Consider the following 24,804-nt stretch of genomic DNA (forward strand, 5'->3'; position numbering starts at 1 on the left):
CTATCATAACAGGGTCAACCCGACCCCCTATTCTTTGGTCAGGGATCCCTGCTGACGTAGCGCCTCAAAAAGGGCAATCGCTACGGCATTGCTGAGGTTCAGGCTGCGCACCGGCCCCCGCAGTGGGATGCGCACGCTGGGATAGGTTTCCAAGAAGAGAGGATCCAACCCCCGGCTTTCGCTGCCGAACACCAACCAGTCTCCCGGCTGATAGGTTACTTCCGTATAGAGGGCTTTGCCGCGCACACTAAAACACCAGAACCGGGCCTCAGGGTGGGCCTGCACCAGAGCAGACCAAGAGGGGTAGCGATACAGTTGGACATGCTGCCAGTAGTCCAGCCCCGCCCGCTTGAGGTAGCGATCCGAAAGGCGAAACCCCAGAGGATCCACCAGATGGAGAGGCGTATCGGTGGCTGCACAGGTGCGGGCGATATTCCCCGTATTGGCCGGGATCTCTGGGGCAACCAAAACAACGTGGAAGGGCATAGTCCTATCCTACTTGCCCCCAAATCCGCGGTTGCCGCCCCCTTTTTTACCCCCACCTTTGCCCGGCTTGCGGCTGGGCTGTTGCCGAGAGGGAGAGGCCGTTGAACGTCCGCGCCAACTGGGATCCCCGCCGGGAAGAGAGGTACGCCCACCCCCCCAACCCATACCGGGAAAACCGCCACCCATGCCCATGTTGCGCATCATGTCGCGCATGCGTTGAAAATCACTGACCAGTCGGCTGACATCCTCCAGCTTGTGGCCAGATCCGCGGGCCACCCGTCGTTTGCGGCTGACGCTGCGGGCCAACAGATCCGGGTTGCGCCGCTCTTCGGGGGTCATGGAGTTGATCATGGCTTCGGCGCGGGCCAGTTGGTCTTGTCCCTTTTGCAGTTGTTCCTCGCTGATTTTGCCCATCCCCGGCATCAGTCTCAGCAGCCCTGCCAAGGATCCCATGCGTTTAATTAGGCGCATCTGCTTGAGGAAATCGGTGAAATCAAACTGGGCAGTCATCATCTTCTCCGCCATGCTGGCGGCATCTCCCAGGTCGATTTCCTCTTGAGCTTTTTCCACCAAGCTGAGGATATCCCCCATCCCCAGAATGCGGGAGGCCATGCGATCCGGGTAGAAGGGATCCAGCGCTTCCACCTTTTCGCCAACACCGATGAACTTGATGGGCTGACCGGACACTTGGCGAATGGAAAGGGCGGCCCCACCGCGGGTGTCCCCATCCAGCTTGGTGAGAATGGCCCCAGTGATGCCCAAGCGCTCGTGGAAGGCTCGGGTAAGGCTGGCTGCCTCTTGGCCGATCATGGCATCCACCACCAGCAGGATCTCGTGGGGCTGCACCGCCGCCTTGATCCGCTCCAGCTCCGCCATCATCTCCAGGTCAATCTGCAAACGACCGGCAGTGTCCAAAATCACGTAGTCGTAGCCCTGCTGCCGGGCCGTCTCCACCCCCTGCCGGGCAATCTCGACGGGATCTGCTTTGCCCAGGTCGAAAACGGGGATCTGAATTTGCTGGCCCAGCGTCTTGAGCTGGTCGATGGCCGCCGGACGGTAGATGTCTCCGGCCACCATCAGGGACTTCTTGCCCTGCTTGCGCAAGTACAAAGCCAACTTGGCGCAGGTGGTGGTTTTCCCGGATCCCTGCAAACCGGCCATGAGGACAATGGTGGGAGGCTGCTCCGCTTGGGCAATGGGCACGTTGGCTTCTCCCATCACCTTCACCAGCTCGTCGTGGACAATCTTGATGAACTGCTGATCCGGCGTCACCCCCAGGATGACCTCGGATCCCAGGGCAGCTTCCCGCACATCCTCGATGAACTGCTTCACCACCTGCAAGTTGACATCCGCATCCAGCAGGGCTCGCCGCACCTCCCGCAGAGCTTCTTGAATGTTGGTTTCGGTGATCTTGTCCTGGCCGCGCAGCTTTCTCCAGGCCAATTCCAACTTCTCGGAGAGGGCATCAAACATGGGTACTGTGGATCCTGTCAGGCGCTTTGGGGGCATTTCCTACCATAGTCGAATCGGGGCGACTCCATCTTGGGGATCCCCACCCAGGAGACCATCCCGGCCCAGAAAAACTGGCGACTTCACAAAAGTTTAAGCAACAATAGAGGGCGTTGCATGCAGATCTTCCATGGTCAGCGTCGCTTCCCTTCCCTACAGCACCACCGACTGGCAATTGGGCTATCGCTCCCTATCCCAGGAGTACGACTATTGGATTACGGAGATCGAAGGACGGATCCCGGCAGGGTTGCGGGGAACCCTGTTTCGCAACGGCCCGGGCAAGCTGGAGGCGGGATCCCAGCGCTACGGGCACCCGTTCGATGGCGATGGCATGGTCTGCGCCATCACCTTTGTGGAGGGGAAGGTTCATTTTCGCAACCGGTTTGTGCGCACCCGCGAGTTTGAAGCAGAGGAAAAAGCCGGTCGGGTGCTTTACCGAGGGGTGTTTGGCACCCAAAAGCCGGGCGGCTGGTGGAGCAACTTTCTCGACTTGCGGTTTAAAAATCCCGCCAACACCAACGTCATCTACCAGGGAGATAAGCTGCTGGCCCTGTGGGAGGCCAGTGCCCCTTACCGGCTGAACCCGGCCACCTTGGCCACCGAGGGGATCGAAACGTTTGCAGGAGGGATCTCGGCCAGCCAGCCTTTCACTGCCCATCCCCGGCGGGATCCCCACACGGGAGATCTCATCGCCTTTGGGGTGCGGGCTGCCCAGAACTCCACGTTGCTGTTTTACCGTCTGGACTCGCGCGGGCGCTTGGTGGAAAAGCGGGATTACCGCCTGCCCGGTTTTGCCTTTCTGCATGATTTTGTCTGGACACCCCGCTACCGCATCTTTTTCCAAAATCCCTTGGCTTTCAATCCCCTGCCGTTTGTGTTGGGCTGGCAACCGGCGGGCACCTGTCTGACCTTGAAACCGGGGGAGCCGACCCGCATCTGGCTCTTTCCCCAGGGCGACGAGCCGCTGCAACTGGAAACGGAGCCGGGGTTTGTTTTCCATTTTGTCAACGGCTACGAAGTCGGGGATCGGGTTGTGGTGGATGCCGTCCTCTATGAGAGCTACCCTGCCCTGGAGCCGGATGCCGATTACCTGCAGATTGACTTTGCCCAAATTCCAGCGGGCAAGCTGTGGCGGTTTTATCTGGATCCCAAGGGGGGCAGCGTGAAGCGGGAACTGCTGCTGGATCGCTCGGTGGAGTTTCCGGCCATCCACCCGGCTCGAATGGGGGGATCCCACCGCTACATCTACATCGGGGCCACCCATGCCCCCGGCCCCAATGCTCCCCTACAGGCCATCCTCAAGCTGGATACCGCCACAGGCCGCACACAGCAGTACAGCTTTGCCCCCCGCGGCTTTGTTGGAGAACCGGTGTTCATCCCCAATCCAGAAGACCAGGGCGAAGAGGCAGGGTGGATCGTGACGGTGGTTTTTGATGCGGCCAGCCAGCGCTCTCAAGTGGTGATCCTAGAAGCAGCCGACCTGACAGCCGGCCCGGTTGCGCGGATCCCATTGCGGCACCACATTCCCTATGGCCTACACGGCAGTTTTACTCCCCAGGTGTGGGTAACGCCTGCCTAAGCGATGAGCTTCAAGATGGCTGAATGGATCCCATCGGCTCGGGAAAGATCATGCGCCCCAGCCTTTGCGGGAGCCCTGGGGATCGGTCAGTCGGATCCCGGCTGTGCAGAAACACCTCCAGTCAGCGTTGCCGGAAAAAACTACAGGTACTCTATTCGTTTCAGCTTAGGGTGAGACGCCTGGGCTACTGAGAAAAGCCTTCTGGCTCTGCACCTTCAATGTTTTGGGTGTGAGTATAATGTCCTAGTTCGAATCGAAATGACCATAAAGATGAAATGGTTCTGTCTGGGGGATAAACATTCTGCGGCCTGAGAACCATTCCCTTGGAACAGTTGCTAGTATTGGCTACACGTCGGCTACAGTGTTGACAACTGCTGGCTCCCCAGTTCCCGACGAGGGCACCTGCTGGGAGTTTGTCAATGGAAGCAGGATGGAAAGACGCTGTTGGGCGTTGTTAGGCTAGTGAATGGTGTGTTGAGCAGGTCTTGGGTCAAGAGCAAAGTTATGGCCTGTTTTTGCAACGGTAAATGTCTGCCGCCGAGCATTCTGAATTGACAGCAACGGAACCGTCACAATGTCCTCCGATCTGAGACCTCCCTTTCGACCTGTACGGCCCCCCAGACCCAGCTCAACGGGTGAGGCCAAGGGATCCCTGTCATCAGCGAAAGCTCAGGATCCTGCGGCAGCTCCTGGTGCTGTTCGCGACAGCGGGACGGAGTCCTTGCAGCCTGTTGTCAGTACCACTGCTAGCTTGGAAGAAAAGAAAGAGCGAGTCTGTTTGGAACCCATCCCCCCGCCTGGGGAGAAGATGCAATACCGAGCCATCGGCCTCATCGAAGGGCAATACATCCCCTCCCCAGAGCACTTTACCCGCGGGATTTTGCGCACCTCGGATGGCTTGGATCTGAATGCCGTATTGCTGGGCCGGGTGATGAGCCTGGTACGGAAGCATCTACGGCCGGAACGCAACTATCTGTGGGTGGTTTATCCTCGCACCCGCGACAAAACCGAAGATCTGCACGTGCAGTTGCTGGGGGTGTGGGCCCCAGAAGAAATGGGGCGAACTCTCCCCGAGGGATCCCGTCCAACAGTGGTGCCGGATTGGTTTTCCATCCGGGGCGAGGTCGTTTTTCAATCCCAGGAGAAAGGGTTCATCATCGTCAAGATCCGTCAATCGGGCAAAAAAGCTTCTGCCAACTCCCCCGCTCAGCGAGTCCAGAAGGATGGAACTGCAGCCTCCAAGCCCCAAGCCTTTAAATTGCGCCTGATCGGATCCCTGCCGGGCAAAGGGGTAGGCAATTTCTGGGATCTGCAGGTGCGCCGCCGTGGATCCCTGCTCTATGTGGAGGCGGGCACTCCCATCGGCCCAGTACTCAAAACGCCGCCGCGCCCACGCCTGAAGCGTTCCCCCCCCCAACCCAAAGCCAGGAAGAGTTCCACCCCCTCGACACGTGGGGAAGCGTCTATTCAAGAGCCGTTTTATCCTCTGCGAGATCCCACAAAAGTACCCAAGCCGGTTAAGAGAAAACGCCCATAAACTGGGCTAGTAGATCCTGCTTTAATGGAGCTTTTCATGTTGACCTTCTTGTTGTGAACCATTCTTTTACCCTGGTTAGGCCGTGGCAGAACCAACTCCTCCCAACAAAGATGAATTCATTTCGCCTCGCTATCCCTACTGGGGCGAAGTGAAGCCGCAGAACCTAGTTTTTGATGCCAACCTGCAGGAATTTAGCAATAAAGTGTCCTTGATTTGTAGCTTGGAAACCGGGGGCAAAATTACCCCGGAAGAAGCCTACCGGCAAATCAAAGAGCTGTGGAAACAACTCAAGCAGACCAAAAAAGCCATCTTGGACGATCCCCAGTGGAAGGAATCTCCCCCTGAGTTGCCAGAAGAGTAGCCGGCTGGATCCTGGCTAACCGCAAACGGTGTACACTGGGCGCGGATGCCGGGCTTGGTCAGGGAAGATGAGGACTTTTCCTTCGCCGGAGGCGCTGCGTCGGCTGCCAGCGGGGGCTGCGGATGGGGCCATCATTCTGGGCACGTTGGTTCTCCTGGCCTTGGTGGCGCAGGTGGGGGTAGGGGCTTTTGAGCGGTTTCAGCCTCCGGCGGTGGTGCCCCGGATCGACTTGGATCCGCGCAACCTGCCCTACTATGCGGCCCGCTCCACCTTGCGCATGTTCATTGCCTTGGCCTTTTCCACCCTTTTTACCTTGATCTATGGCTACATTGCTGCCAAAAGTCGCTGGGCCGAGCGCATTTTGATCCCTCTGTTGGATATCTTGCAATCGGTGCCGGTGTTGGGGTTTCTCTCCATTACCGTCACCGGCTTTATTGCCCTTTTTCCCGGCAGCTTGCTGGGGCTGGAGGCGGCTTCTATCTTTGCCATCTTCACCAGCCAAGTCTGGAACATGACCTTTTCCTTCTACCAATCCCTGCGCACGCTGCCTCAAGAGTTGGTGGAAGCGGCTACCTTGTATCGCCTGTCGGGGTGGCAGCGCTTTACCCAGTTGGAAGTGCCGGCGGCAATGGTGGGCCTCATCTGGAACGCCATGATGAGCTTTGGCGGAGGGTGGTTCTTTGTGGCAGCCAGCGAAGCCATCAGCGTGCTCAACCAGGAATACACGCTGCCGGGCCTGGGATCCTATGTGGAAGCGGCCGTCCAGGCGGAGGATCTGCCCAAGCTGGGCTGGGCGCTCCTGACCATGGCTGGGGTGATCCTGCTGGTGGATCAGCTCTTCTGGCGGCCTTTGGTGGCTTGGTCGGATAAGTTTCGCCTGGAACAGAGCAGCGGGGCTGCTGCCCCCGAATCCTGGCTGTACGATCTGCTGACCACGGCGCGGATCCCGCGGCTGATCGGCAGTTGGCTGTCCCCCTTGGCAGAGTTGGTGGATCGGCTGTTGTCCCACTTAACTCGCCCCCGTTGGGTGGATCCCCTCAGTCCTGAGGCCGAGCGACGCCGCGAGCGGCTGCTAACCCAGCTTTCCTGGGCAGCTATTGGCGGCATTGGGATTTGGATTGTTTATTTTGTGGCTACCACTGTGGGCTTTGGAGAGGTGATGCTGACCTTCGGGCTAGGGATCCTCACCCTGCTGCGGGTTAGCGTGTTGCTGGTGTTCGCCACGGTGATCTGGACTCCCATTGGGGTGGCCATTGGCTTTAATCCAAAACTGGCGAAACTGCTGCAGCCGGTGGTGCAATTCCTGGCAGCTTTCCCGGCCAATTTCCTTTTTCCCTTTGCCACGTTGTTTTTTATCCGCGCCCAGATCAGCATTGAGTGGGGCAGCATTTTGCTCATGTCGTTGGGGGCACAGTGGTACATCCTTTTCAACTCCATTGCCGGCGCCCAGAGCATCCCCACGGACTTGCGAGAAATGGCTGTGGATGTGGGCTTACGAGGATGGCAGCGCTGGCGAAAGCTGATCATTCCAGGGATCTTTTCCGCCTGGGTCACCGGGGGAGTCACGGCCAGCGGCGGCGCTTGGAACGCCAGCATTGTCTCGGAGATTGTGGCCTGGGGATCCACCACCCTCAAGGCTACAGGATTGGGCACCTACATTGCCGAGGCAACGGCGGTGGGGGACTGGCCCCGCATTACCTTGGGCATTGGCATGATGAGCTTGTTTGTGGTGGGCATTAACCGTCTGTTCTGGCGACGGCTGTATCAGTTGGCGGAAGAAAAGTATCACCTTTAGTCTTTTCAATTTCTGAGGCAATATGAGCTCTGCAGCTTCCCCCGTTTTGATCGAGGTCGAGAAAGTCTACAAGCGCTTTCCTTTGCCAGAGGGCAAGGGGGAGTTTACCGTTTTAAGCCAGATTGACCTGCAGGTGCGGGCTGGGGAAGTCTTGGCTCTGCTGGGCCGTAGCGGCAGCGGCAAAAGCACCCTTCTGCGCATCATGGCGGGCCTGATCCCCCCCAGTCAAGGGCGGGTGCTGAGCAACGGCCAGCCTCTACGTGGGCCTAACCCAGATGTGGCGATGGTGTTTCAAAGTTTTGCCCTTCTGCCTTGGCTGACGGTGCAAGAAAATGTGGAGCTGGGGCTGCAAGCCCGAGGGATCCCCCGCGAGATCCGCCGGCAAAGGGCCCTGAAGGCCATTGACTTGGTGGGCTTGGATGGGTTTGAGAACGCTTACCCCAAGGAGCTTTCGGGGGGGATGAAGCAGCGGGTGGGCTTTGCCCGCGCCTTTGTCCTAGAGCCCAAGGTGCTGTTTATGGATGAGCCCTTCAGCGCCTTGGATGTGCTGACGGCGGAAAACCTGCGGGGGGAAATTGATGAGCTGTGGAACGCCCAAGCCTTCCCTTCCCAAAGCATTCTCATCGTTACCCACAACATCGAAGAGGCGGTGTTTTTAGCGGATCGGGTGGTGATTCTGGGATCCAACCCGGGGCGGATCCGGGGGGAGGTGAGAATTGACCTGCCGCGGCCCCACGAGCGCACGGATCCCCGCTTTAAGTCCTTGGTGGACTACATCTACGAGATCATGACCAACCCCGAAATTGCTGTTACCGGAGAGGTGGCTCTGCCTGCGCTGGCTGGTGATAAGGCCACTTCCCCCTATGCCCTGCCTCTGCCCCATGCGCGGGTGGGCGGGATCAGCGGTCTGCTGGAGTTGATCGTGGAGTGGCCGCAAGGGCGGGCGGAGATTGCCGATTTGGCCGAGCGGCTGCAACTGGCCGTGGACGATCTGCTGCCGATTTTGGATGCGGCGGTGCTGTTGGGCTTTGCCGAGGTGGCCAGCGGGGTGGTGCAACTGACCGAAATTGGCCAGGACTTTGCCAACACCACCATCCTGCGCAGCAAGGATCTCTTCCGACAACAGCTATTGGCACGGGTTCCCGTGTTCCGCAGCATCTTGCAGACTCTGGAAGAAAAAGGCAGCCGCTCCATGCGAGCGGACTTCTTCTTGGATCTTTGGGACGAACACTTCCCCCACGCTGAAGCCGAACGGCAGTTTGCCACCGCCATTGACTGGGGACGCTATGCGGAGCTATTTGAGTATGACGCCTCGGAAGAACGTCTCTATCTGCCCGAGCCAAGCGAGAGCTCCACTGCTCAAAAGCCTGTCGGTCTCAACTCTCGTTCCGACTGAAGCGCATCTGGCTCTGCCTTTTTCAAAGCTGCATCGTAGAGCGGAGGTATGGCGCCAATTCCAGAAAGTCCCAAAATCTACCACATTACTCATGTAGACAACTTGCAAGGGATTTTGGCATACCCCCCCGCTTTTAGGCAGGGGATTCTTGTTACTGGTTCTGCGACAGCACTTGAAATCATGGCCTGGGAACTTCAAGGCCTATGCCGCAGCCTGCCGGCGGGGGGAAGTCCAACCGGGCAAAATGTTCGTTTTCGAGACCGGAAACCTGACCAATCCGCGCTACATCATCAATTTCCCCACAAAACGCCACTGGCGGGGGAAGTCGCGGATCGAGGATATAGAAGCTGGGCTGAAGTCCCTTGCCGAGGAGATCAGGCATCTTGGTCTGCGCTCAGTCGCTTTGCCACCCCTAGGCTGCGGCCTCGGGGGTCTTCATTGGCCCGATGTGCGCTCCCGCATCGAGCAGGCGCTAGCAGAACTTCCCGACGTCCACATCCTTGTCTTTGAGCCCACCGGGCCTCAGCCTTTACCGAAGAGCATGCGCCGCGGCCAGATCCCTTCCTTGACGCCGGGAAGAGCGGTGCTGGTGGGCCTTATGGAGCGCTATGTAAACGGTCTACTTGTTCCGTTTGTCTCTTTGCTTGAGCTGCACAAGCTGATGTACTTCCTGCAGGAAGCCGGGGAGCCGCTTCGCCTGCGATTTACAAAGGGCGTTCATGGACCCTACGCCGAGAACTTGCGGCATGTTCTCAAAGAAATCGAGGGATATTACATCTCTGGGTACGGCTCGGGCGGTGATCGACCAGACAAGAAGCTGGAACTGGTGCCCGGTGCTGTCGAGGAAGCCCATAGATATCTCGCTGGACAGCCAGAGACGAGAGAACGCTTTGAGCGTGTCAGCGACCTCGTGGAGGGCTTTGAGTCGCCCTATGGTCTAGAATTGCTGGCTACTGTCCACTGGATCGTGACTCGTGGGCACCCTTCTACGACGGCAGAGTTGGTGGAAAGCTTCTACGCCTGGGGAGATAGAAAACAACAATTCAGTAGCAAACAGATCCTGCTTGCCGCTCGAGTTTTGGCAGAGAAGGGGTGGTTCAAGGCACTTCCAACAGAGCCGCTTGCGGCCAGCCGAAGCCAGTTCGAAACACGGCCCTAGCGCTCTGCACTACTTCCGGTCTGGAACCTGCGAACACGACTACCCCTTGCCTGCAGCAAGTACCTACTCATAAATCCAGCTTTGGGCAACCGGTGTCCAGCTCACCAATTCCGACTCATCGAACCAAAGGGCGATCTCCCGCTGCGCGGTTTCAACTCCATCGGAGCCGTGAATGAGGTTGCGGCCAATGTCGATGCCAAAATCGCCGCGAATGGTGCCCGGTTCTGCCTCCAGGGGGTTGGTCTTGCCGATGAGCTTACGGGCGGCAGCAATCACCCCTTTGCCCTGCCAGACCATAGCCACCACCGGCCCCGAGGTAATGAACTTCACCAAACTGTGGAAGAAGGGGCGCTCCTTGTGTTCGGCGTAATGGGCTTCCGCCAGCTCTTGGCTCACTTGCACCAGCTTTAGGCCCACCAATTGGTAGCCCCGGCTCTCCAGGCGCTGGATGATGGTGCCCACCAGCCCCCGCTGCACGCCGTCTGGCTTGATGGCAATAAAGGTGCGCTCCATGGGATCTCCCCTCGTTTTACAGATCTTCACCGCTATCCTTGTACCGGATCGGGGATCCCGAGCGCAAGGGAGCAAAATTAGCGCTTTTTACGCGCCCACCACTGCCAAGGTCAGGAAGGCAGCCCCCACCACTGTAATCGCCCAGCCGGCCCAGCGGGTTAAGCCAGGGATCCGCAACCCCCAGCGTTCTGCTGCCCAAAGGGCCAGGAGAGCTACCCCATACTGGACGGTGCTCAACCCCAGTAGATATCCCACCCAAGGCATGGGTTGGGCGCCGATAATGGTTTCGGCGTAGGCATAGCCATGGAATAGCCCCGCCAGGGATCCCCCTATTAGCAAGAGCCAACTTGGGATCTGCCGCGGTTGCACCAGCAGCAAGCCGAAGAGAACCACGGAAGAGGCAATGGCCAGCTCCGTCAGTCCCAGGGGATCCCAGCCGGCCAGGTGGATCCCAGTGCCCACCAAACCTGCCAACACAAAGCCCAAAGGGATCCCGTAGCGCCAGGGCTGCCCCGCCGCCACAAGACCGATGGCCACGACGAAGGCCAGGTGATCCAAGCCAATGACAGGGTGAGCCAGCCCGGAGAGAAATCCCTCCCAGGCCGTTGCAGGCAGTTTCCCTCCCAGGGCGTGGTGGGCAAAAGCCGGCGAAAAAAACCCCGTAACTGCCAGTGCACCCCCAGCAGCGGCAAAGCTGGGGATCCCTTCCTTCCGCCACCGCCCAAGCGGCGATGGGACTTGCTGCCACAGCCAAGACATGCTTTTGGACCTCCCTGAGTTCTCTCAATAGCTGCCCAGATCTCCCAGTCTAGGGGCGCTCTCTGTACCCTTGCAGATTTTCCGGCTCAAACTGGCGCAAAATCCGCGTGGCTTCGCGGAGGCGGGTTTCGTTCTCTTCTTCCACAATGAGCACGTACTTGCCCGCAGCGAGGCGGTTGCGGTAAGCCAAAGCATCGCCGGAGCCACCAGACAAGCCCACTCCGCCGCCGACGAAAAAGCTGCCCATGGCCCCGCCCATCGCGCCCAATAGGCCGCCGATCAGGTGGTTGCCTATAGGTCCCGCCCAGGCAAAGGTATCCAAACCACTCAAAACGCTGAACCCCACCCCGGCCAAAAAGCCAAAGGGCACCAACCAAATGGCCAGGCGCCGCATCTGACGGCGGGCCGCTTGGGCCGGGTCAATCAGCCCAAACTCGTCGGCACTCTTGTAGCCCCGCCCCAGCAGATGCAATCGCTCCAGGGAAAAGCCGGCTTGTTCCAGGGCGCTGTAGGCCGCCTCAGCGGCTATGCGATCCGGCAGTACCGCGATTAAATAGCTCATGGACCCGGGGATCCAATCCGTTCCACATCTTATTGTCTGCCAAGTTTGAGCGAGGATCCCTGTGACCCAGTCTGGCTCCACTAGCGCTCCATCTACTAGCCTCTACCAGCGCTTTTACGAAGTGGTGCGGCGGATCCCGCCGGGCCGAGTGGCCACCTATGGGCAGGTGGCGCGGGTTGCCGGTTACCCCGGCTATGCTCGCCAGGTGGGCTATGCTTTGTTTCGCCTGCAAGGCCAAAATACCGATATCCCCTGGCAACGGGTGATTAACGCCCAGGGACGCATTTCCTACTCCCCCTTTCGCCTGGGCTACGACGACCTGCAAAAGGCACTGCTGCAAGCCGAAGGGATCCACTTCGACGCCGAGGGCCAGGTGGACTTGCAACAATTTGGCTGGGATCCAGGGGAAGTTTAACCTAGGCTTGACCTAACCTTAAACAGGTCATAGCGAAACCCCAATCCCAGCCTTGGTAACGTGAACGCGGATGCGTCCTCTCTTGTGGATGGAGTGAAGGAATTGTCATGAAACCAGCTTGCCGTGCTCGAGGGTCTGCCCCTGCCAAGAGATGGCTCCCGGATTGGCTGAACCCTCTGGCCAGGTCCCTGTGGGTCGGGTTGTGGTGTTTGGTGCTGAGCCTGGCCAGCGCCTGCGGTAGCAGCAGCTCGGTTCCCCCAACCGGCGGAGGGGCTGGGTTTATCGCCTCGGATCCCAATGTGGCTCTCTCGACTCAGCCGCCCGCTTTTACCCTACAAATCCTACACGCCAGCGACTTGGAAGCCTCGATAGCTGCCGTACAAGATGCGCCGCGCTTCTCGGCGGTGGTGAATGCTCTGCGCCCCCAATTTCCCAACACGGTGGTGCTCTCCAGTGGGGACAACTATATCCCCAGCCCCTTCTACAACGCCAGCACGGATCGGTCTCTGCAAGGCCGTTACAACCTCACCCCTGGCAAAGCCGATATCGAGATCATCAACGCCATTGGCTTTGAGGCGGCTGCCTTCGGCAACCACGAGTTCGACCAAGGCACGCGCCAGATTCGCGATCTAATTCGGCCCGACACGGGCCGCGGCTACGCTGGGGCTCGTTTTCCCTATCTGAGCGCCAACCTCAGCTTCAGCGGCACCGGCGAATTGGCCAGCGCTGACTTTGCCGCCGATGGCCAAGAGGCCAGCTCTATCCGCGGCAAGATCGCCAAGACGGCGGTGATCACGGTAGGAGGGCAGCGGATCGGTCTGGTGGGAGCCACCACCACCCGTTTGGCGGCCATCTCTAGCCCCGGCCCCGAGGTGAGGGTAGAAGGCAGGGTGGACGATACTGACCAGGTGAGTGCCGCTCTAATCCAGGGCTTCGTCGATCAACTCACCGCTCAGGGCATCAACAAAATTATCCTCCTAGCCCATCTGCAACAGTTGCAAAACGAGGTGAGCCTAGCCAGCCAATTGCGAAATGTGGACATCATCATTGCCGGGGGATCCCACCGGGTGATTGCCAAGCCCACCGACCGCCTGCGCACCGATTTGCCGGATACCCGCACGGGTGACTACCCCATCTTGCGCTCCTCTGCCAGTGGTCAACCGGTGGCGGTGGTCAACACCGGCTCCAACTATCGCTACGTGGGCCGCCTGGTGGTCAGCTTTGACGCCAACGGGGTTATTGCCCGCATTGACCCGGTGAGCGGTGCCTATGCCACCGACGACCAAGGGGTAGCAGCTGTCAGGGGCACCCCCAATCCTGACGTGGTTCGGGTGGCCAATGAGATCGGCAACATCATCCGCACCAAGGATGGCCGCACCTTCGGCTCCACCACCCAATTTCTCAACGGCCTGCGGGCAGAGGTGCGCACCGAGGAAACCAACCTGGGCAACCTCACTGCCGATGCCAACTTGGCCTACGCCAGAACGGTCGATCCTTCTACGGTTATCTCCCTGAAAAATGGCGGTGGCATTCGCGCTCCCATTGGGGCTACCACCGGCGGCGGCGGCGGTGAGCCGGTGCGGCGCATCCCACCGGTGGCTAACCCTGAAGCCGGCAAGCAGTCCGGTCAAATCTCTCAGCTGGACATCGAAACGGCCCTTGCTTTTAACAACGGCCTCTCTCTGTTGACCGTCACCGCTGAGGAACTGAAGCAGATAGTGGAACACGGGGTGGCGCAAACCCAGCCGGGAGCTACGCCGGGCCGCTTCCCCCAAATTGGCGGCTTTGCCTTTAGCTTTGATCCCTCGCGGCCACCGGGATCCCGCGTCCTCTCCTTGCGGGTGGATACGCCCACAGGTCGGGATGTGGTGGTGCGCAACGGCCAAGTGCAAGGGGATCCCAGACGCACCTTCCGCCTGGTGACCCTGGACTTCTTGGCCAACGGTGGGGATGACTATCCCTTCCCTCGCCTGTCCAACCCCAACCGGGTGAACTTGGCCCCCAGTTCCGGCATCACCTTCGATACCCCCGGCAGCGAGCAAGATGCCTTGGCTCGGTATTTGCGGCAGATCGGCGTGTTCACCCAAGCAGACACCCCGCCTGCCCAGGATACCCGCATCCAGAATCTGTCGGCCCGCCCCGATACGGTGCTGCAAGGGCTGTAGATTGGGTTAATGGACTGAGGCGGATGGATCCGGAGGAGTAGGGATTCCGATGCCAGACTCACTTCTTGCAAAAGGGGAGAGTGGCTTGGGTTAATTCCCTCAGCAACGCCATAGAAAATGTCTTGAGCTTTTTAGGAAAGACTACAGGAAGGGATCCCTGGCCAGTGTCAAGGATCCCTTTTCTTTTTCCTACTCCTATCCCTGCTGGTGTTACTTGGCAACGTTTACCGGGGTGCCCAGGCGGGCTGTAAACCTTGCGGGCATTGCCCACAATAGGTGGATTTGTATACGGATTGAGTTGCTTCCTCAAGGAGGAATCATTACCATCAAGGGTGACGTCCGCTCCTTTTGTTGTTCATGACTCTGGAGACGTTTTTTACCCAGCTCAACGCCAATGGCTTAGCCATTGCGCTTTTGCTCTTTGCCACCCCTTGGGTGGTTTGGGTTCTCTGCGACTGGATCCCAGGCCAATGGGAGGAGCCTTTTTTGCTCAGCTTAAGTATCGGCTTGGGAGCGGTAACTCTTGTCCTCTGGGCGGGCTACTTGGCCTATGCCACCAACACCGCCGGCTGGCAGGCGGTGGTGAAGCAGGCGGATATGTTCTTGCTGCTGGTGCCTCCCTGGACTTTTCTTAGCTCCATCTGGGTGGCGCGGCAGCGCATGCCTCTCTCGCGGGTGCCGGCTTTTCGCACCTTGCAAGGGATCGGCATTTTGGCGGCAGTCTATCTTATTTTTTCTTGGCTCAGTCGCCGGGTTTATCTTGTCTTTTTTTCCTACATGCCCTTTTCGGCTTTCTTGTGGATCCTGGCAGGGCTGTTGGGGGTGGCGTACATCGGCTATCGCATCATCTTCGGGGATCCGCCCAAGTACCCGCCTGAAACCTGAGGGGACGGACAGCAGGGACTAAAATCAAGGGAGACCTTTTGCAACTTGGCAATGGTGACCGTCCCTCTGACTTCAGCCCTGAATATCGACTATCGTCCTCTGCAGGAGCTGTTATCGGCGGGAGCCTGGCTGGAGGCGGATCGGCTGAGCCTACAACTGCTATGTCGGGCGGCAGGAGAGGGGGCGGCGCGGCGGGGCTGGCTGTATTTTTCCGAGGTGAGCCGGATCCCGGTCGAGGATCTGCGCACGATCGATCGCCTGTGGCGGGCGGCCTCCGGGGATCGCTTTGGCTACTCGGTGCAGCGGCAACTGTGGCTGGGGGTGAACCGCAACTGGGAGCGCCTCTGGCCGCTCATTGGCTGGAAGCAGGGCTACCACTGGACTCGCTACCCTGACGAGTTCATCTGGGATCTCTCCGCCCCCAAGGGCCACCTGCCCCTTTCCAACCAACTGCGGGGGGTGCGGGTGCTGGAGGAATTGCTCACCCACAAGGCTTGGGAAGAAGCTTCTGGCTGAGCATCCCTGGTTACTGGCTGAATCATAATTGGACTAGACTGTGGCCGAGCAACTGCAACTAACCCAATTTCCCAACTTGCCCGTCGATCTGGCCCAAGCCTGCGAACAAGCCATTGGGGCAACTTGCTTGGCCATGCAAGCGGGGTATCGCCGCCTGCTGATCGAGATCCTCGCCCCCGACCTGAAGCCGGAGGTTTTGGCTCGCCCTTTTTTGGAACTTGTGCAGCCACCGGCTTTGGTGCTATTCAGCGATGCCGGCGGAGCAGCCCTGGCCCAGCGGGAGTGGGGATCCCTGCCAGAAGGGATTGAATTACAGAGCTTGACTTCCCGGACTCAACCTACCCCAGAACAGAGCATCCTGCTGGTGATGCCCGCGGTTTACAGCTTGGATCAGGTGGAGCGGGTTTGCCAAGCGGTCAGCGGCGGGGATCCCTCTGGGCTGGCTTCCAAAGGACGGGATCCCAAACCCGTCGTGCTGCTCAACCCCCAATTGCAGGATGCCGCCACCGTGGGTGTGGGTCTGGCCGGTCGCCGACTGCGTCAGCGGTTCCTGAGCACCTTTGAGACCAGCTACTACCTGCGCTCCCTGGTGGAGGGAGCCCTGTTTCGGGCCTATCCGGATCCCTGGAGCGTGTGGCAGCAGGAAGAGCCCGGCCTCTACAGCGTCTTGAAGACTTTTATTGCCCAGCCCACCGGCGAGGAAGTGGCCGAACTGTTCAGGGCCAGCAAGGGAAAGGATCCCTGGTGGAGCTGGCGGCGCTGGCTGGGATCCCTGTGAGGGTCAGGATCTCATGGGGAGAGAGGCCAGGGGTGAGGGTTAGTACTATCTCAAACTCTTTTAATAAAGACTATAAAGCTCCCCGCCTCATCTCTATTTCGGTGATATGATCACACCACGCTAGGAGTGTCTGGGGATTATCCCCAGGCTGAGATTACATCCTCAGAACCTGATCTGGTTCATACCAGCGTAGGAAAGCGAGCACTGGAGTTGACAACATGCGCAGCGAATGGGTTGCCCGTCGCCGTGGGCAAGCAAATGTAACGCAGATGCACTTTGCCCGTCAGGGCGTGATTACCGAAGAGATGGAGTATGTGGCCCAGCGGGAAAACCTGCCGCCGGAACTGATCCGCTCGGAAGTGGCCCGGGGTCGCATGATCATCCCTGCCAACATCAATCACACCAACCTCGAGCCGATGTGCATTGGGATCGCTTCCCGGTGCAAAGTCAATGCCAACATTGGCGCTTCCCCTACTTCTTCCGGCTTGGCCGAAGAGCTGGAAAAGCTGAAATTGGCCATCAAATACGGCGCCGATACCGTTATGGATCTGTCCACCGGCGGGGGCGATTTGGATGAAATTCGCACAGCCATTATCCAAGCTTCTCCAGTGCCCATTGGCACGGTGCCCATCTACCAGGCCCTAGAAAGCGTGCACGGCAACGTCGAAAAACTTTCTGCAGAAGACATCTTGCATGTTATCGAAAAACAGGCCCAGCAGGGGGTGGACTACATGACCATCCATGCCGGGATCCTGATCGAATATCTTCCGTTGGTACGCCACCGCCTGACGGGAATTGTTTCTCGTGGGGGTGGGATCCTGGCCCGTTGGATGTTGGCCCACCACAAACAAAACCCGCTTTATACCCACTTCCGCGACATTATCGAGATTTTCAAGAAATACGATGTTTCTTTTAGTCTGGGAGATTCTTTGCGACCGGGATGTTTGCACGATGCCTCTGATGAAGCACAACTGGCGGAGTTGAAAACCCTGGGCCAGTTGACCCGCATGGCTTGGGAGCACGATGTGCAGGTGATGGTGGAAGGGCCGGGGCATGTGCCGATGGATCAAATTGAATTCAACGTGCGCAAGCAAATGGAAGAGTGCGATGAGGCTCCCTTCTATGTTTTGGGACCTCTGGTAACCGATATTGCGGCAGGCTATGACCACATCAGCTCCGCCATTGGAGCAGCCTTAGCCGGTTGGTACGGGGCAGCCATGCTTTGCTATGTCACCCCCAAAGAGCACCTGGGTTTGCCCAATGCAGAGGACGTGCGCAACGGCTTAATTGCCTATAAAATTGCCGCCCATGCTGCCGATATTGCCCGTCATCGCCCCGGTGCCAGGGATCGCGATGATGAGATGTCGAGGGCCCGCTATAACTTCGACTGGAACCGGCAGTTTGAATTGTCTTTGGATCCAGAACGCGCCAGAGAATATCACGACGAAACCTTGCCGGCAGATATCTACAAAACGGCAGAGTTCTGCTCCATGTGTGGGCCAAAGTTTTGCCCCATGCAAACCAAAATGGATGCAGAGGCTTTGAGTGAGCTGGAGCAGTTCTTGGCCGCGCAGCCAACAGGGTAAGCCTTGGCCCATCCCTGCCCTGAAGGCTTGAAAAAGGCCATCGTCTGTCTCGCCTATGGACTGGGTTGGGATCCCTGTCTCAAGTTCTCAAGAAGTCAGGTCTAGAGCCCTGTCTTGCTGCGGGGATCCCTACCCTTCGGGGTGGGGAGTGTGTCAAGCTGATCTGGAGGAGAACCGTTGCAGTTGGCTCACTTGAGCACAGAGGATGACATGGCACTTAGACAACTCGGGCATGTCGCCATCCGGGTAGAAGACATCCCCAAGGCGGTGGAGTTCTACCAAAAGCTGGGCATGGTCAACGTCTGGCAGGATCCCGACTGGGCCTACATGAAGGCGGGAGAGGATGGGCTGGCACTGCTGGGGCCGGGCTATCGCGCAGCAGGGCCCCACTTTGGCTTTGTCTTCGACAGCATAGAGGAGCTCCAGCAAGAACACCAACGCCTGAAATCCCAAGGGATCCTGGTGGGGGAAATCCACAGCCACCGGGATGGCACTGCCTCTTTCTATGGCAAGGATCCCGACGGCAACCTGTTTGAGTTTTTGTATGAACCTGCGGGAACCTTCGACCAAGCCAAGGCAGCCCAAGCCACAGCTTGACTTAGCACCTTGAGGGCGCTCCCCCAAGTACTCTCAGTTTGTCCAACGCAAAGGGATCCTCTTGTACACAGGGGATCCCCTTTTTGACCGGCTTTAGGAATACCCCTTGCCCAATTTGAATCGGCAGGAGCTGCCCACTCAGTCACCAGATCTGCTGGAGGTTTGCACGTACAAAATCACCAGGAAGATGGCGGGCACCAGAACGACTAAGAGAGTGGCCAAGATGCCCAGGTAGTTCGTCTCCATAACTCCAAATGCCACAAGCCCAACTGGCAGTCAGCATACCACTCTTGAGTACGACTTGCCCAAAGGGAAAACGGGCGGGCCAAGGCTAGGGCTTGGTTTTGACCGAAACATCCCCCAACACCTTGGTCTGGCAAGCAAGGCGGTAGCTGTCGGGCTTGCGCTTGAGCTTGCGGTTTTCCGCCTCGGTGCGAGGGGAGAGGTTCTCGGATCCCTCAACAATCTCCACCACACAGGTGCCACATTGGCCGTTGCCGCCGCAGTTGAGCAGCTTGGCCATCATTTTGTAGAGATCGATCTGGTTTTCCAGAGCCTTCAGGCGCAGGTTAGCGCCTTCAGCGACGAAGATCTCTCGGTTCTCGTTGACGAAGCGAATCGTTGCCATACCCCTGCCAGAAACCACGACACCTTTCAGACTGAGCCAGGAGAGCGCTCACAGTTGCTAAGTATTGTAACATTTTAAGTCATATTTTTAATCTCTGGCGAGAGATCTGGGATGATGATGCCTAAAGTGAGACGGCATCCTGCCTGAAGCCACTCAGGTCGGTAGCGTTTCGTTATACTGTTTGATGCCCGTGATGGAAATTCTGAGAGCGATATCCTCTTGGGTGCGCTCAGGGGTTCAAGCGGGTGCGGCACCCCTCGACTCTGAAGAAACTGCTCAGGTCAGGATCCCAGGTAAGATGTCGGCTTAATTTTGACTGGATATCGCGCAAGTGTTGGAGAACGTGGAGGACCGAGCTTTATGGGACTACCGTGGTATCGGGTCCATACGGTTGTACTGAATGACCCAGGTCGCCTAATCGCGGTTCACCTGATGCATACTGCTCTGGTAGCAGGTTGGGCCGGATCAATGGCGCTTTATGAGACGGCCATTTTCGATCCGTCGGATCCTGTCCTAAATCCGATGTGGCGTCAGGGCATGTTTGTCATGCCATTTATGGTTCGCCTGGGGGTGGTCAACTCCTGGGGCGGTTGGAATATCTACGGCGAGAGCGTAGCCAATGCGGGCTTCTGGACGTTTGAAGGGGTAGCTACTGCTCATATCGTTTTGTCCGGATTGCTCTTCTTGGCGGCCTGCTGGCACTGGGTGTACTGGGATCTGGAGCTGTTCCGGGATCCCCGCACCGGCGAGCCGGCTTTGGATCTGCCGAAAATATTTGGGATCCACCTGCTGTTGGCCGGGATCCTCTGCTTTGGGTTTGGCGCCTTTCACCTGACGGGGGTGTTTGGCCCAGGGATGTGGGTGAGCGATCCCTATGCGACGACGGGACACGTCCAGCCGGTAGCACCGGAATGGGGGCCAGCCGGTTTTAACCCCTACAACGCCGGAGGGGTGGTGGCCCACCACATTGCTGCAGGCATCGTGGGCATCATTGCAGGTCTATTTCACATCACGGTACGCCCACCCCAGCGCCTCTATCGCGCTCTGCGAATGGGGAACATCGAGACGGTGCTTTCCAGCTCGATCGCGGCGGTGTTTTTTGCCGGTTTTGTGGTGGCCGGAACCATGTGGTACGGCAGCGCCACTACCCCTGTGGAGCTGTTTGGTCCCACCCGCTACCAATGGGATTCTGGCTATTTCAACCAGGAGATTAACCGCCGGGTAAATGCGGCCATGGAAGCCGGGATGACCCGCAGCGAGGCCTACAACTCCCTGCCCAAATCTTTGCTCTTCTACGACTACGTGGGCAACAGCCCGGCCAAGGGGGGTCTGTTCCGAGCTGGCCCCATGAACAAAGGGGATGGCATTGCCATCGAGTGGCTGGGCTACCCAGTGTTCCGTGACCGCGAAGGGCGCGAGCTGACGGTGCAGCGGATGCCCAACTTCTTCGAGACCTTCCCGGTTATCCTGCGGGATGCCGATGGGGTGGTGCGGGCAGACATTCCCTTCCGTCGGGCAGAGTCTCGCTATAGCTTTGAGCAGGTGGGCGTGACGGTGGAGTTTTACGGCGGCAAGCTGGACGGTCAGGTGTTTACCGACCCGGCAACGGTTAAGAAATATGCCCGCCAGGCCCAGTTGGGTCAGTTGTTTGAGTTCGACCGAGAAACCCCCAAGGCGGACGGCACCTTCCACACCAGCCCCCGCGGTTGGTTTACCTTTGCTCACGCGGTCTTTGCCCTGCTGTTCTTCTTTGGCCACATCTGGCACGGCGCTCGCACTCTCTTCCGCGATGTGTTCGCCGGTATTGACCCCAATATGAGCGAGGAAATGGTGGAGTTCGGCGTCTTCCAGAAAGTAGGGGATCCCACCACTCGCAAGGTTCAGGAAGCCTAGAGCCCTTTTCGGCGATGCCGTCGGCACTCTGCTTCACTTTGGAGATGGGGTGCTGGCGGCTCCGAGTTAATCTGGAATCAAGCCCCCTTAGAAATGGAGGTTTTGTATGGAAGCCATCACCTACACCTTTATCCTGTTTTTGACGTTGGGCCTTCTGTTTTTCGCGGTCGCCTTTCGGGAAACTCCGAGAATTACCAAGAAGTAACCCAGGGTAGTGGCTGCCGTTCCTGCTGTGCCGGGCTCAAGCAAGGCAGAGGGAAGGTCAGTCTCTTTTGAGATTTGTGGTTTAGGCTTAGTTCTGGATGGGGCCGGAGCTCTCTCCGGCTTTCCTATTTGCGGTTGGGTAGCGGCAACTCGGAATGGAGTGATTCCAAAATAAGATTCCAAAATAAATAGTCAAGTAGCGGCAACCTGAGGATCCTTCCTTTTGGGAGAGGAGGGGGGAGTTCTCAGAGCTACTGAGACCCTTTTCGGTACTCTTCAGTACTCTGTAGGAGAACGCTTGTCCTACTGCTCAAATTGAACTCGCTAAGGATGCCTTAGGATGGCTTTTGGGATCCCAGAGACAGCTTAGCTTGGGTTCAGATTCAAGATTGGGTTAACGATGGCAACAGTGCTGCTGGTGGAAGATGATCCGATCAACGCCCGTGTTTTTGAGAAGGTGTTGCGACGGCGGGGAGGTTTTGAGGTCTTTCACAGCCAGGATGTGGAGCAGATTTTGAAGCTGGCCCAGGGGCACGAGGTGGATGTCATTTTGTTGGATGTTTCCCTGTCCCAGAGCACCTTTCGCGGCGAGGCGGTGGACGGGATCCGCATTGCCCAACTGTTGAAGGCGGATCCAAAAAGCCGCTCCATCCCCATTATTTTGGTGACGGCCCACGCCATGCGGGGCGACCGCGAGGCATTCTTGGCCCAGAGCGGGGCGGATGGTTATATCGCCAAGCCAGTGGTGGATCACGAGGAGATGGTGAATCAAGTTCGCCAGGTGTTGTCTCAAGGGCCGAGGCAGGGGTGAGTTCTCCTGGAGAAGAGTTAGGCGGCGAAGCTGCGCAAAATCGACTGCCAGAAGGGGATCCCATCCTGCCCTGGCAAATCGGGATCTGCTGCCCGCTCAGGGTGGGGCATTAAACCCAGAATCCGACCGCTGGGATCGCAAATGCCGGCGATGTTGTCCACAGAGCCGTTGGGCGCAACCGGAGCATAGCGAAAGACGATCTGCCCTCGATCCTGCAACTGCTTGAGGGTATCCGGATCACAGGTGTAGCGGCCTTCCCCATGGGCGATGGGCAGGGTTAAGGTGGATCCCTGGGGATACGCGCTTGTCCAGGGAAGATCCTGCCGTTCTACACGGATCCCCACTCGGTCGCAGATAAAGTGCAGGTTGGCATTGCGCACCAGCGCCCCCGGCAGCAGGCCCGCCTCTGTCAAGATCTGAAAGCCATTGCAAATGCCCAGCACATAGCCCCCTCGCGCCGCGTGCTCCTTCAGGGATCCCATCACCGGAGCAAAACGAGCGATGGCCCCACAACGCAAATAATCCCCATAGCTGAAGCCCCCCGGCAGCACCACCACATCCAGCTCCGACAAATCCGTCTCTCGGTGCCAGATCAGCCGCGTTGGGCAGCCCAAGAGGCCGCGGGTTACCCAGGCTACATCTCGGTCGCAGTTGGAACCCGGAAAAACAACAACGCCAAACCTCACGCCAGCCATTGGGATCCCTTAAGTGAGAGGAAAGAAGATGGTCAGATTAGAGGGATGGAAGAGGGGTTGGGGGTATTTTTGGAATGGCCATCAGATCAACCCCAAATCGCGTGAACCCATCAAATTAACCACCGATGGCAGCCACTTGGATTTGATAAGTCTCAATCACCGGGTTGGCCAGCAGTTGATGGCACAGCTCATCCACCTGGCGGTGGGCGGTCTCGGCGTCGGGGGCCTCTAGCTGCAGTTGGATATGCTTGCCAATGCGCACCTGCTGTACCTGGGTATGCCCCAGCTGATGCAAGCTGGACTGAACCGCAGCCCCGGCGGGATCGAGAACAGAGGGGCGTAGGTGAATCTGAATCTGGGCCTGGAACTGCATAGAATAAAGGCTGGATCTGTTACCAGTGTATCAGTCGGATCATCACAGCTTTGGGTTCAGTCATGGATGCGTCGCGCGTGGTGGCCATTGCCCACAACGTTTTCCGGGAAACGATTCGGGATCGGATTCTCTACCTGGTGATGGTATTTGCGGTGGCCATGCTGGGAGCCACTGTTTTGATCCCGCAGGTGGCCAACCAGGCCCACAACAAAATCATTGCCGACCTGGGGTTGGCAGCCATTCACTTCTTCGGCCTGATCGTGGCCATTTTCGTGGGCACAGGGCTGGTGAATAAGGAGATTGAAAGACGCACGGTGTATGTGCTGATCGCCAAACCCATGAGCCGGGCAGAGTTCATTGTCGGCAAGCATCTGGGCCTATCGGCGCTGCTGTCGGTGCTGGTGCTGCTGATGACGGTTGTGTTTCTGCTGAGCTTGCTGCTGGTGCAGGCCCCGATCCCCCTTTTGGCCATTCTCTGGGCAACAGTCTTCACTTTCTTAGAGCTGGTGCTGATTGTTGCCGCGGCCCTGCTGTTCGGGGTTTTCACTTCCTCGATTCTGGCCACCCTCTACACCATTGCCCTGTTCCTGATGGGCCATGCCAGCCGCGCCCTGCTGCAACTGAGCAAGCTGGTGAAAGATGCCGGATTTGGCAAACTGTTTGAGGTGATTTATTTGATCCTGCCGGATTTGGAGCGCCTCAATTTGAGAGATGCTGCGGTTTACGGCCAAGTTCCGCCCCCAGCAGAACTTCTCGGAGATGCACTGTACGGCTTGGTTTACACCCTTTTGCTGCTGATTCTGGCAGTGTTGGTGTTCGCCCGGCGTGAGTTCTGACGTTACCTCTTCCCCCATGCGTTTTTTCCACTTCTATACGCCCGAACAGGTGCCTTCATCTGGGATCCCGGAGTGTGCGGTGGCCATTGATGTGCTGCGGGCCACCACCACCATTGCCACAGCGCTGGCAGCAGGAGCAGAAGCGGTACAGGTGTTTGCCCACCTGCAGCAGCTCCAAGAGGCAAGCCAAAACTGGCCGGCTTCCCAGCGGCTTTTGGCCGGGGAACGGGGGGGCAAAGCGGTGGCGGGGTTTGATCTGGGCAACTCCCCCCTCGACTACACTCCCGACCGCGTGCGGGACAAGCGCATCTTCCTGAGCACCACCAACGGCACGCGCAGCCTACAGCGCCTGGAAGGGATCCCGGTGGTGATCACAGCAGCCCTGGTGAACTTGGGAGCCGTGGTGGATTTTCTCAGACGGGGCTCCTTTGCCGAGGTGTGGCTGGTGGGATCCGGGTGGGAAGGGGCCTTTTCGCTGGAAGATACTGCCTGTGCCGGAGCCATCTTGCATCGCCTGGGCTGCTCTTTGAACCAGTTGGGCAACGACGAGACCTTGGCGGCCTTGGCCCTCTACCAAACTTGGCAGGACGATCTGCTGGGTTTGTTGAGACGCTCTAGCCACGGGCAACGGTTGTTGGGTCTGGGGCCGGAAAACGATCAGGATCTGGCCTACTGTGCCGATCTGGATCGTCTCTCAGTGGTGCCCCGACAGGTTCAGCCTGGGGTTTTGGCCAGTGGCGGGTAGATTCTGGATAGATGGATCCCG

General features: G+C 58.4%; 27 protein-coding genes and 1 riboswitch. Of the genes, 18 read left to right on the plus strand and 9 right to left on the minus strand.

Going from position 1 to position 24,804, the window contains the following annotated elements; genetic code table 11:
- Positions 1-27: 27 nt before the first annotated feature.
- Together ACVWZF_RS05665 and ffh are read right to left on the minus strand one after the other, a co-directional pair.
- Entirely contained in the window at positions 28-486 is a 459-nt protein-coding gene (locus ACVWZF_RS05665) for a tRNA (cytidine(34)-2'-O)-methyltransferase (RefSeq protein WP_011431928.1), read from the minus strand.
- 9 nt (positions 487-495) lie between these two features.
- On the minus strand, positions 496-1,959 hold the full coding sequence (ffh, locus tag ACVWZF_RS05670; RefSeq protein ID WP_011431929.1) for a signal recognition particle protein: 1,464 nt from the start codon (positions 1,957-1,959) through the stop codon (positions 496-498).
- Between the two features lie 166 nt (positions 1,960-2,125).
- On the opposite strand from ffh, the gene ACVWZF_RS05675 reads away from it, so the two are divergent.
- From ACVWZF_RS05675 to darG, 6 genes are all read left to right on the plus strand, one after another.
- Positions 2,126-3,574 (plus strand): carotenoid oxygenase family protein, encoded by a 1,449-nt coding sequence (locus ACVWZF_RS05675; RefSeq protein WP_457411062.1) that lies wholly within the window; start codon positions 2,126-2,128, stop codon positions 3,572-3,574.
- A gap of 808 nt (positions 3,575-4,382) precedes the next feature.
- Complete coding sequence (locus ACVWZF_RS05680; protein ID WP_238376848.1) at positions 4,383-5,111, plus strand: PDDEXK family nuclease; 729 nt, start codon at positions 4,383-4,385, stop codon at positions 5,109-5,111.
- 82 nt (positions 5,112-5,193) lie between these two features.
- The gene (locus tag ACVWZF_RS05685) at positions 5,194-5,472 is read left to right on the plus strand and encodes a DUF7219 family protein (protein ID WP_011431933.1); all 279 of its coding nucleotides are present in this window, start codon (positions 5,194-5,196) and stop codon (positions 5,470-5,472) included.
- A 67-nt stretch (positions 5,473-5,539) separates the two neighbouring features.
- The gene (locus ACVWZF_RS05690) at positions 5,540-7,267 is read left to right on the plus strand and encodes an ABC transporter permease (protein WP_457411063.1); all 1,728 of its coding nucleotides are present in this window, start codon (positions 5,540-5,542) and stop codon (positions 7,265-7,267) included.
- A gap of 22 nt (positions 7,268-7,289) precedes the next feature.
- Complete coding sequence (locus ACVWZF_RS05695) at positions 7,290-8,663, plus strand: ABC transporter ATP-binding protein (protein WP_414428318.1); 1,374 nt, start codon at positions 7,290-7,292, stop codon at positions 8,661-8,663.
- Positions 8,664-8,811: 148 nt separating this feature from the next.
- Positions 8,812-9,822: a type II toxin-antitoxin system antitoxin DNA ADP-ribosyl glycohydrolase DarG gene (gene darG / locus ACVWZF_RS05700; RefSeq protein ID WP_457385648.1), complete on the plus strand. Its 1,011-nt coding sequence runs from the start codon at positions 8,812-8,814 to the stop codon at positions 9,820-9,822.
- Between the two features lie 63 nt (positions 9,823-9,885).
- Here the strand turns inward: darG and ndk are convergent, their stop codons facing one another.
- From ndk to ACVWZF_RS05715, 3 genes are all read right to left on the minus strand, one after another.
- Entirely contained in the window at positions 9,886-10,335 is a 450-nt protein-coding gene (ndk, locus tag ACVWZF_RS05705; protein ID WP_011431937.1) for a nucleoside-diphosphate kinase, read from the minus strand.
- An 87-nt stretch (positions 10,336-10,422) separates the two neighbouring features.
- Positions 10,423-11,094, minus strand: coding sequence for a HupE/UreJ family protein (locus ACVWZF_RS05710; protein WP_011431938.1), 672 nt, complete (start codon positions 11,092-11,094; stop codon positions 10,423-10,425).
- Positions 11,095-11,143: 49 nt separating this feature from the next.
- On the minus strand, positions 11,144-11,656 hold the full coding sequence (locus ACVWZF_RS05715; RefSeq protein ID WP_011431939.1) for a hypothetical protein: 513 nt from the start codon (positions 11,654-11,656) through the stop codon (positions 11,144-11,146).
- Between the two features lie 61 nt (positions 11,657-11,717).
- Here ACVWZF_RS05715 and ACVWZF_RS05720 point away from each other — a divergent pair, with 61 nt between their 5' ends.
- The 7 genes from ACVWZF_RS05720 (at position 11,718) to ACVWZF_RS05750 (ending at position 18,598) form a co-directional block, all read left to right on the plus strand.
- Entirely contained in the window at positions 11,718-12,071 is a 354-nt protein-coding gene (locus ACVWZF_RS05720) for an MGMT family protein (RefSeq protein WP_457411064.1), read from the plus strand.
- Positions 12,072-12,283: 212 nt separating this feature from the next.
- Entirely contained in the window at positions 12,284-14,236 is a 1,953-nt protein-coding gene (locus ACVWZF_RS05725) for a bifunctional metallophosphatase/5'-nucleotidase (RefSeq protein WP_457411091.1), read from the plus strand.
- A 357-nt stretch (positions 14,237-14,593) separates the two neighbouring features.
- Entirely contained in the window at positions 14,594-15,121 is a 528-nt protein-coding gene (locus ACVWZF_RS05730) for a hypothetical protein (RefSeq protein WP_011431942.1), read from the plus strand.
- Positions 15,122-15,172: 51 nt separating this feature from the next.
- On the plus strand, positions 15,173-15,637 hold the full coding sequence (locus ACVWZF_RS05735; RefSeq protein WP_011431943.1) for a GUN4 domain-containing protein: 465 nt from the start codon (positions 15,173-15,175) through the stop codon (positions 15,635-15,637).
- A 40-nt stretch (positions 15,638-15,677) separates the two neighbouring features.
- A complete protein-coding gene (locus tag ACVWZF_RS05740; RefSeq protein WP_457411065.1) occupies positions 15,678-16,415 on the plus strand; it encodes a DUF1995 family protein in 738 nt (245 codons plus the stop codon).
- Between the two features lie 112 nt (positions 16,416-16,527).
- Positions 16,528-16,628: riboswitch (TPP riboswitch) on the plus strand.
- A 5-nt stretch (positions 16,629-16,633) separates the two neighbouring features.
- Positions 16,634-18,001 carry a phosphomethylpyrimidine synthase ThiC gene (gene thiC / locus ACVWZF_RS05745; protein WP_457411067.1) on the plus strand — a complete coding sequence of 456 codons (1,368 nt, stop codon included), beginning with the start codon at positions 16,634-16,636 and terminating at the stop codon, positions 17,999-18,001.
- 210 nt (positions 18,002-18,211) lie between these two features.
- Positions 18,212-18,598 (plus strand): VOC family protein, encoded by a 387-nt coding sequence (locus tag ACVWZF_RS05750; RefSeq protein WP_011431946.1) that lies wholly within the window; start codon positions 18,212-18,214, stop codon positions 18,596-18,598.
- A 138-nt stretch (positions 18,599-18,736) separates the two neighbouring features.
- On the opposite strand, the gene psbM is transcribed toward ACVWZF_RS05750, so the two are convergent.
- On the minus strand, positions 18,737-18,844 hold the full coding sequence (gene psbM / locus ACVWZF_RS05755) for a photosystem II reaction center protein PsbM (protein WP_071818137.1): 108 nt from the start codon (positions 18,842-18,844) through the stop codon (positions 18,737-18,739).
- A gap of 85 nt (positions 18,845-18,929) precedes the next feature.
- Complete coding sequence (locus ACVWZF_RS05760; RefSeq protein WP_011431947.1) at positions 18,930-19,226, minus strand: 2Fe-2S iron-sulfur cluster-binding protein; 297 nt, start codon at positions 19,224-19,226, stop codon at positions 18,930-18,932.
- 360 nt (positions 19,227-19,586) lie between these two features.
- Here ACVWZF_RS05760 and psbB point away from each other — a divergent pair, with 360 nt between their 5' ends.
- The 3 genes from psbB (at position 19,587) to ACVWZF_RS05775 (ending at position 22,134) form a co-directional block, all read left to right on the plus strand.
- On the plus strand, positions 19,587-21,119 hold the full coding sequence (gene psbB, locus ACVWZF_RS05765) for a photosystem II chlorophyll-binding protein CP47 (protein ID WP_011431948.1): 1,533 nt from the start codon (positions 19,587-19,589) through the stop codon (positions 21,117-21,119).
- Between the two features lie 106 nt (positions 21,120-21,225).
- Complete coding sequence (locus ACVWZF_RS05770; RefSeq protein ID WP_011431949.1) at positions 21,226-21,324, plus strand: photosystem II reaction center protein T; 99 nt, start codon at positions 21,226-21,228, stop codon at positions 21,322-21,324.
- 399 nt (positions 21,325-21,723) lie between these two features.
- On the plus strand, positions 21,724-22,134 hold the full coding sequence (locus ACVWZF_RS05775; protein ID WP_011431950.1) for a response regulator: 411 nt from the start codon (positions 21,724-21,726) through the stop codon (positions 22,132-22,134).
- 17 nt (positions 22,135-22,151) lie between these two features.
- On the opposite strand, the gene purQ is transcribed toward ACVWZF_RS05775, so the two are convergent.
- Both purQ and purS read right to left on the minus strand, forming a co-directional pair.
- A complete protein-coding gene (gene purQ / locus ACVWZF_RS05780; protein WP_011431951.1) occupies positions 22,152-22,829 on the minus strand; it encodes a phosphoribosylformylglycinamidine synthase subunit PurQ in 678 nt (225 codons plus the stop codon).
- A 115-nt stretch (positions 22,830-22,944) separates the two neighbouring features.
- Positions 22,945-23,202: a phosphoribosylformylglycinamidine synthase subunit PurS gene (gene purS / locus ACVWZF_RS05785; RefSeq protein WP_011431952.1), complete on the minus strand. Its 258-nt coding sequence runs from the start codon at positions 23,200-23,202 to the stop codon at positions 22,945-22,947.
- Positions 23,203-23,264: 62 nt separating this feature from the next.
- On the opposite strand from purS, the gene ACVWZF_RS05790 reads away from it, so the two are divergent.
- Both ACVWZF_RS05790 and ACVWZF_RS05795 read left to right on the plus strand, forming a co-directional pair.
- Positions 23,265-24,038, plus strand: coding sequence for an ABC transporter permease (locus ACVWZF_RS05790; RefSeq protein ID WP_011431953.1), 774 nt, complete (start codon positions 23,265-23,267; stop codon positions 24,036-24,038).
- A gap of 16 nt (positions 24,039-24,054) precedes the next feature.
- Positions 24,055-24,783: a 2-phosphosulfolactate phosphatase family protein gene (locus ACVWZF_RS05795; protein ID WP_011431954.1), complete on the plus strand. Its 729-nt coding sequence runs from the start codon at positions 24,055-24,057 to the stop codon at positions 24,781-24,783.
- Positions 24,784-24,804: the final 21 nt, after the last annotated feature.

This window comes from Thermostichus sp. OS-CIW-30, assembly GCF_054060215.1.

Bases quoted from the DNA above. Each gene is read 5' to 3' on its own strand.
- ACVWZF_RS05665 (WP_011431928.1), bottom strand. From the start codon at position 486: ATGCCCTTCCACGTTGTTTTGGTTGCCCCAGAGATCCCGGCCAATACG.
- ffh (WP_011431929.1), bottom strand. From the start codon at position 1,959: ATGTTTGATGCCCTCTCCGAGAAGTTGGAATTGGCCTGGAGAAAGCTG.
- ACVWZF_RS05675 (WP_457411062.1), top strand. From the start codon at position 2,126: ATGGTCAGCGTCGCTTCCCTTCCCTACAGCACCACCGACTGGCAATTG.
- ACVWZF_RS05680 (WP_238376848.1), top strand. From the start codon at position 4,383: ATGCAATACCGAGCCATCGGCCTCATCGAAGGGCAATACATCCCCTCC.
- ACVWZF_RS05690 (WP_457411063.1), top strand. From the start codon at position 5,540: ATGAGGACTTTTCCTTCGCCGGAGGCGCTGCGTCGGCTGCCAGCGGGG.
- ACVWZF_RS05695 (WP_414428318.1), top strand. From the start codon at position 7,290: ATGAGCTCTGCAGCTTCCCCCGTTTTGATCGAGGTCGAGAAAGTCTAC.
- ndk (WP_011431937.1), bottom strand. From the start codon at position 10,335: ATGGAGCGCACCTTTATTGCCATCAAGCCAGACGGCGTGCAGCGGGGG.
- ACVWZF_RS05710 (WP_011431938.1), bottom strand. From the start codon at position 11,094: ATGTCTTGGCTGTGGCAGCAAGTCCCATCGCCGCTTGGGCGGTGGCGG.
- ACVWZF_RS05715 (WP_011431939.1), bottom strand. From the start codon at position 11,656: ATGAGCTATTTAATCGCGGTACTGCCGGATCGCATAGCCGCTGAGGCG.
- ACVWZF_RS05730 (WP_011431942.1), top strand. From the start codon at position 14,594: ATGACTCTGGAGACGTTTTTTACCCAGCTCAACGCCAATGGCTTAGCC.
- ACVWZF_RS05735 (WP_011431943.1), top strand. From the start codon at position 15,173: ATGGTGACCGTCCCTCTGACTTCAGCCCTGAATATCGACTATCGTCCT.
- thiC (WP_457411067.1), top strand. From the start codon at position 16,634: ATGCGCAGCGAATGGGTTGCCCGTCGCCGTGGGCAAGCAAATGTAACG.
- ACVWZF_RS05750 (WP_011431946.1), top strand. From the start codon at position 18,212: ATGGCACTTAGACAACTCGGGCATGTCGCCATCCGGGTAGAAGACATC.
- psbM (WP_071818137.1), bottom strand. From the start codon at position 18,844: ATGGAGACGAACTACCTGGGCATCTTGGCCACTCTCTTAGTCGTTCTG.
- ACVWZF_RS05760 (WP_011431947.1), bottom strand. From the start codon at position 19,226: ATGGCAACGATTCGCTTCGTCAACGAGAACCGAGAGATCTTCGTCGCT.
- psbB (WP_011431948.1), top strand. From the start codon at position 19,587: ATGGGACTACCGTGGTATCGGGTCCATACGGTTGTACTGAATGACCCA.
- ACVWZF_RS05770 (WP_011431949.1), top strand. From the start codon at position 21,226: ATGGAAGCCATCACCTACACCTTTATCCTGTTTTTGACGTTGGGCCTT.
- ACVWZF_RS05775 (WP_011431950.1), top strand. From the start codon at position 21,724: ATGGCAACAGTGCTGCTGGTGGAAGATGATCCGATCAACGCCCGTGTT.
- purQ (WP_011431951.1), bottom strand. From the start codon at position 22,829: ATGGCTGGCGTGAGGTTTGGCGTTGTTGTTTTTCCGGGTTCCAACTGC.
- purS (WP_011431952.1), bottom strand. From the start codon at position 23,202: ATGCAGTTCCAGGCCCAGATTCAGATTCACCTACGCCCCTCTGTTCTC.
- ACVWZF_RS05790 (WP_011431953.1), top strand. From the start codon at position 23,265: ATGGATGCGTCGCGCGTGGTGGCCATTGCCCACAACGTTTTCCGGGAA.
- ACVWZF_RS05795 (WP_011431954.1), top strand. From the start codon at position 24,055: ATGCGTTTTTTCCACTTCTATACGCCCGAACAGGTGCCTTCATCTGGG.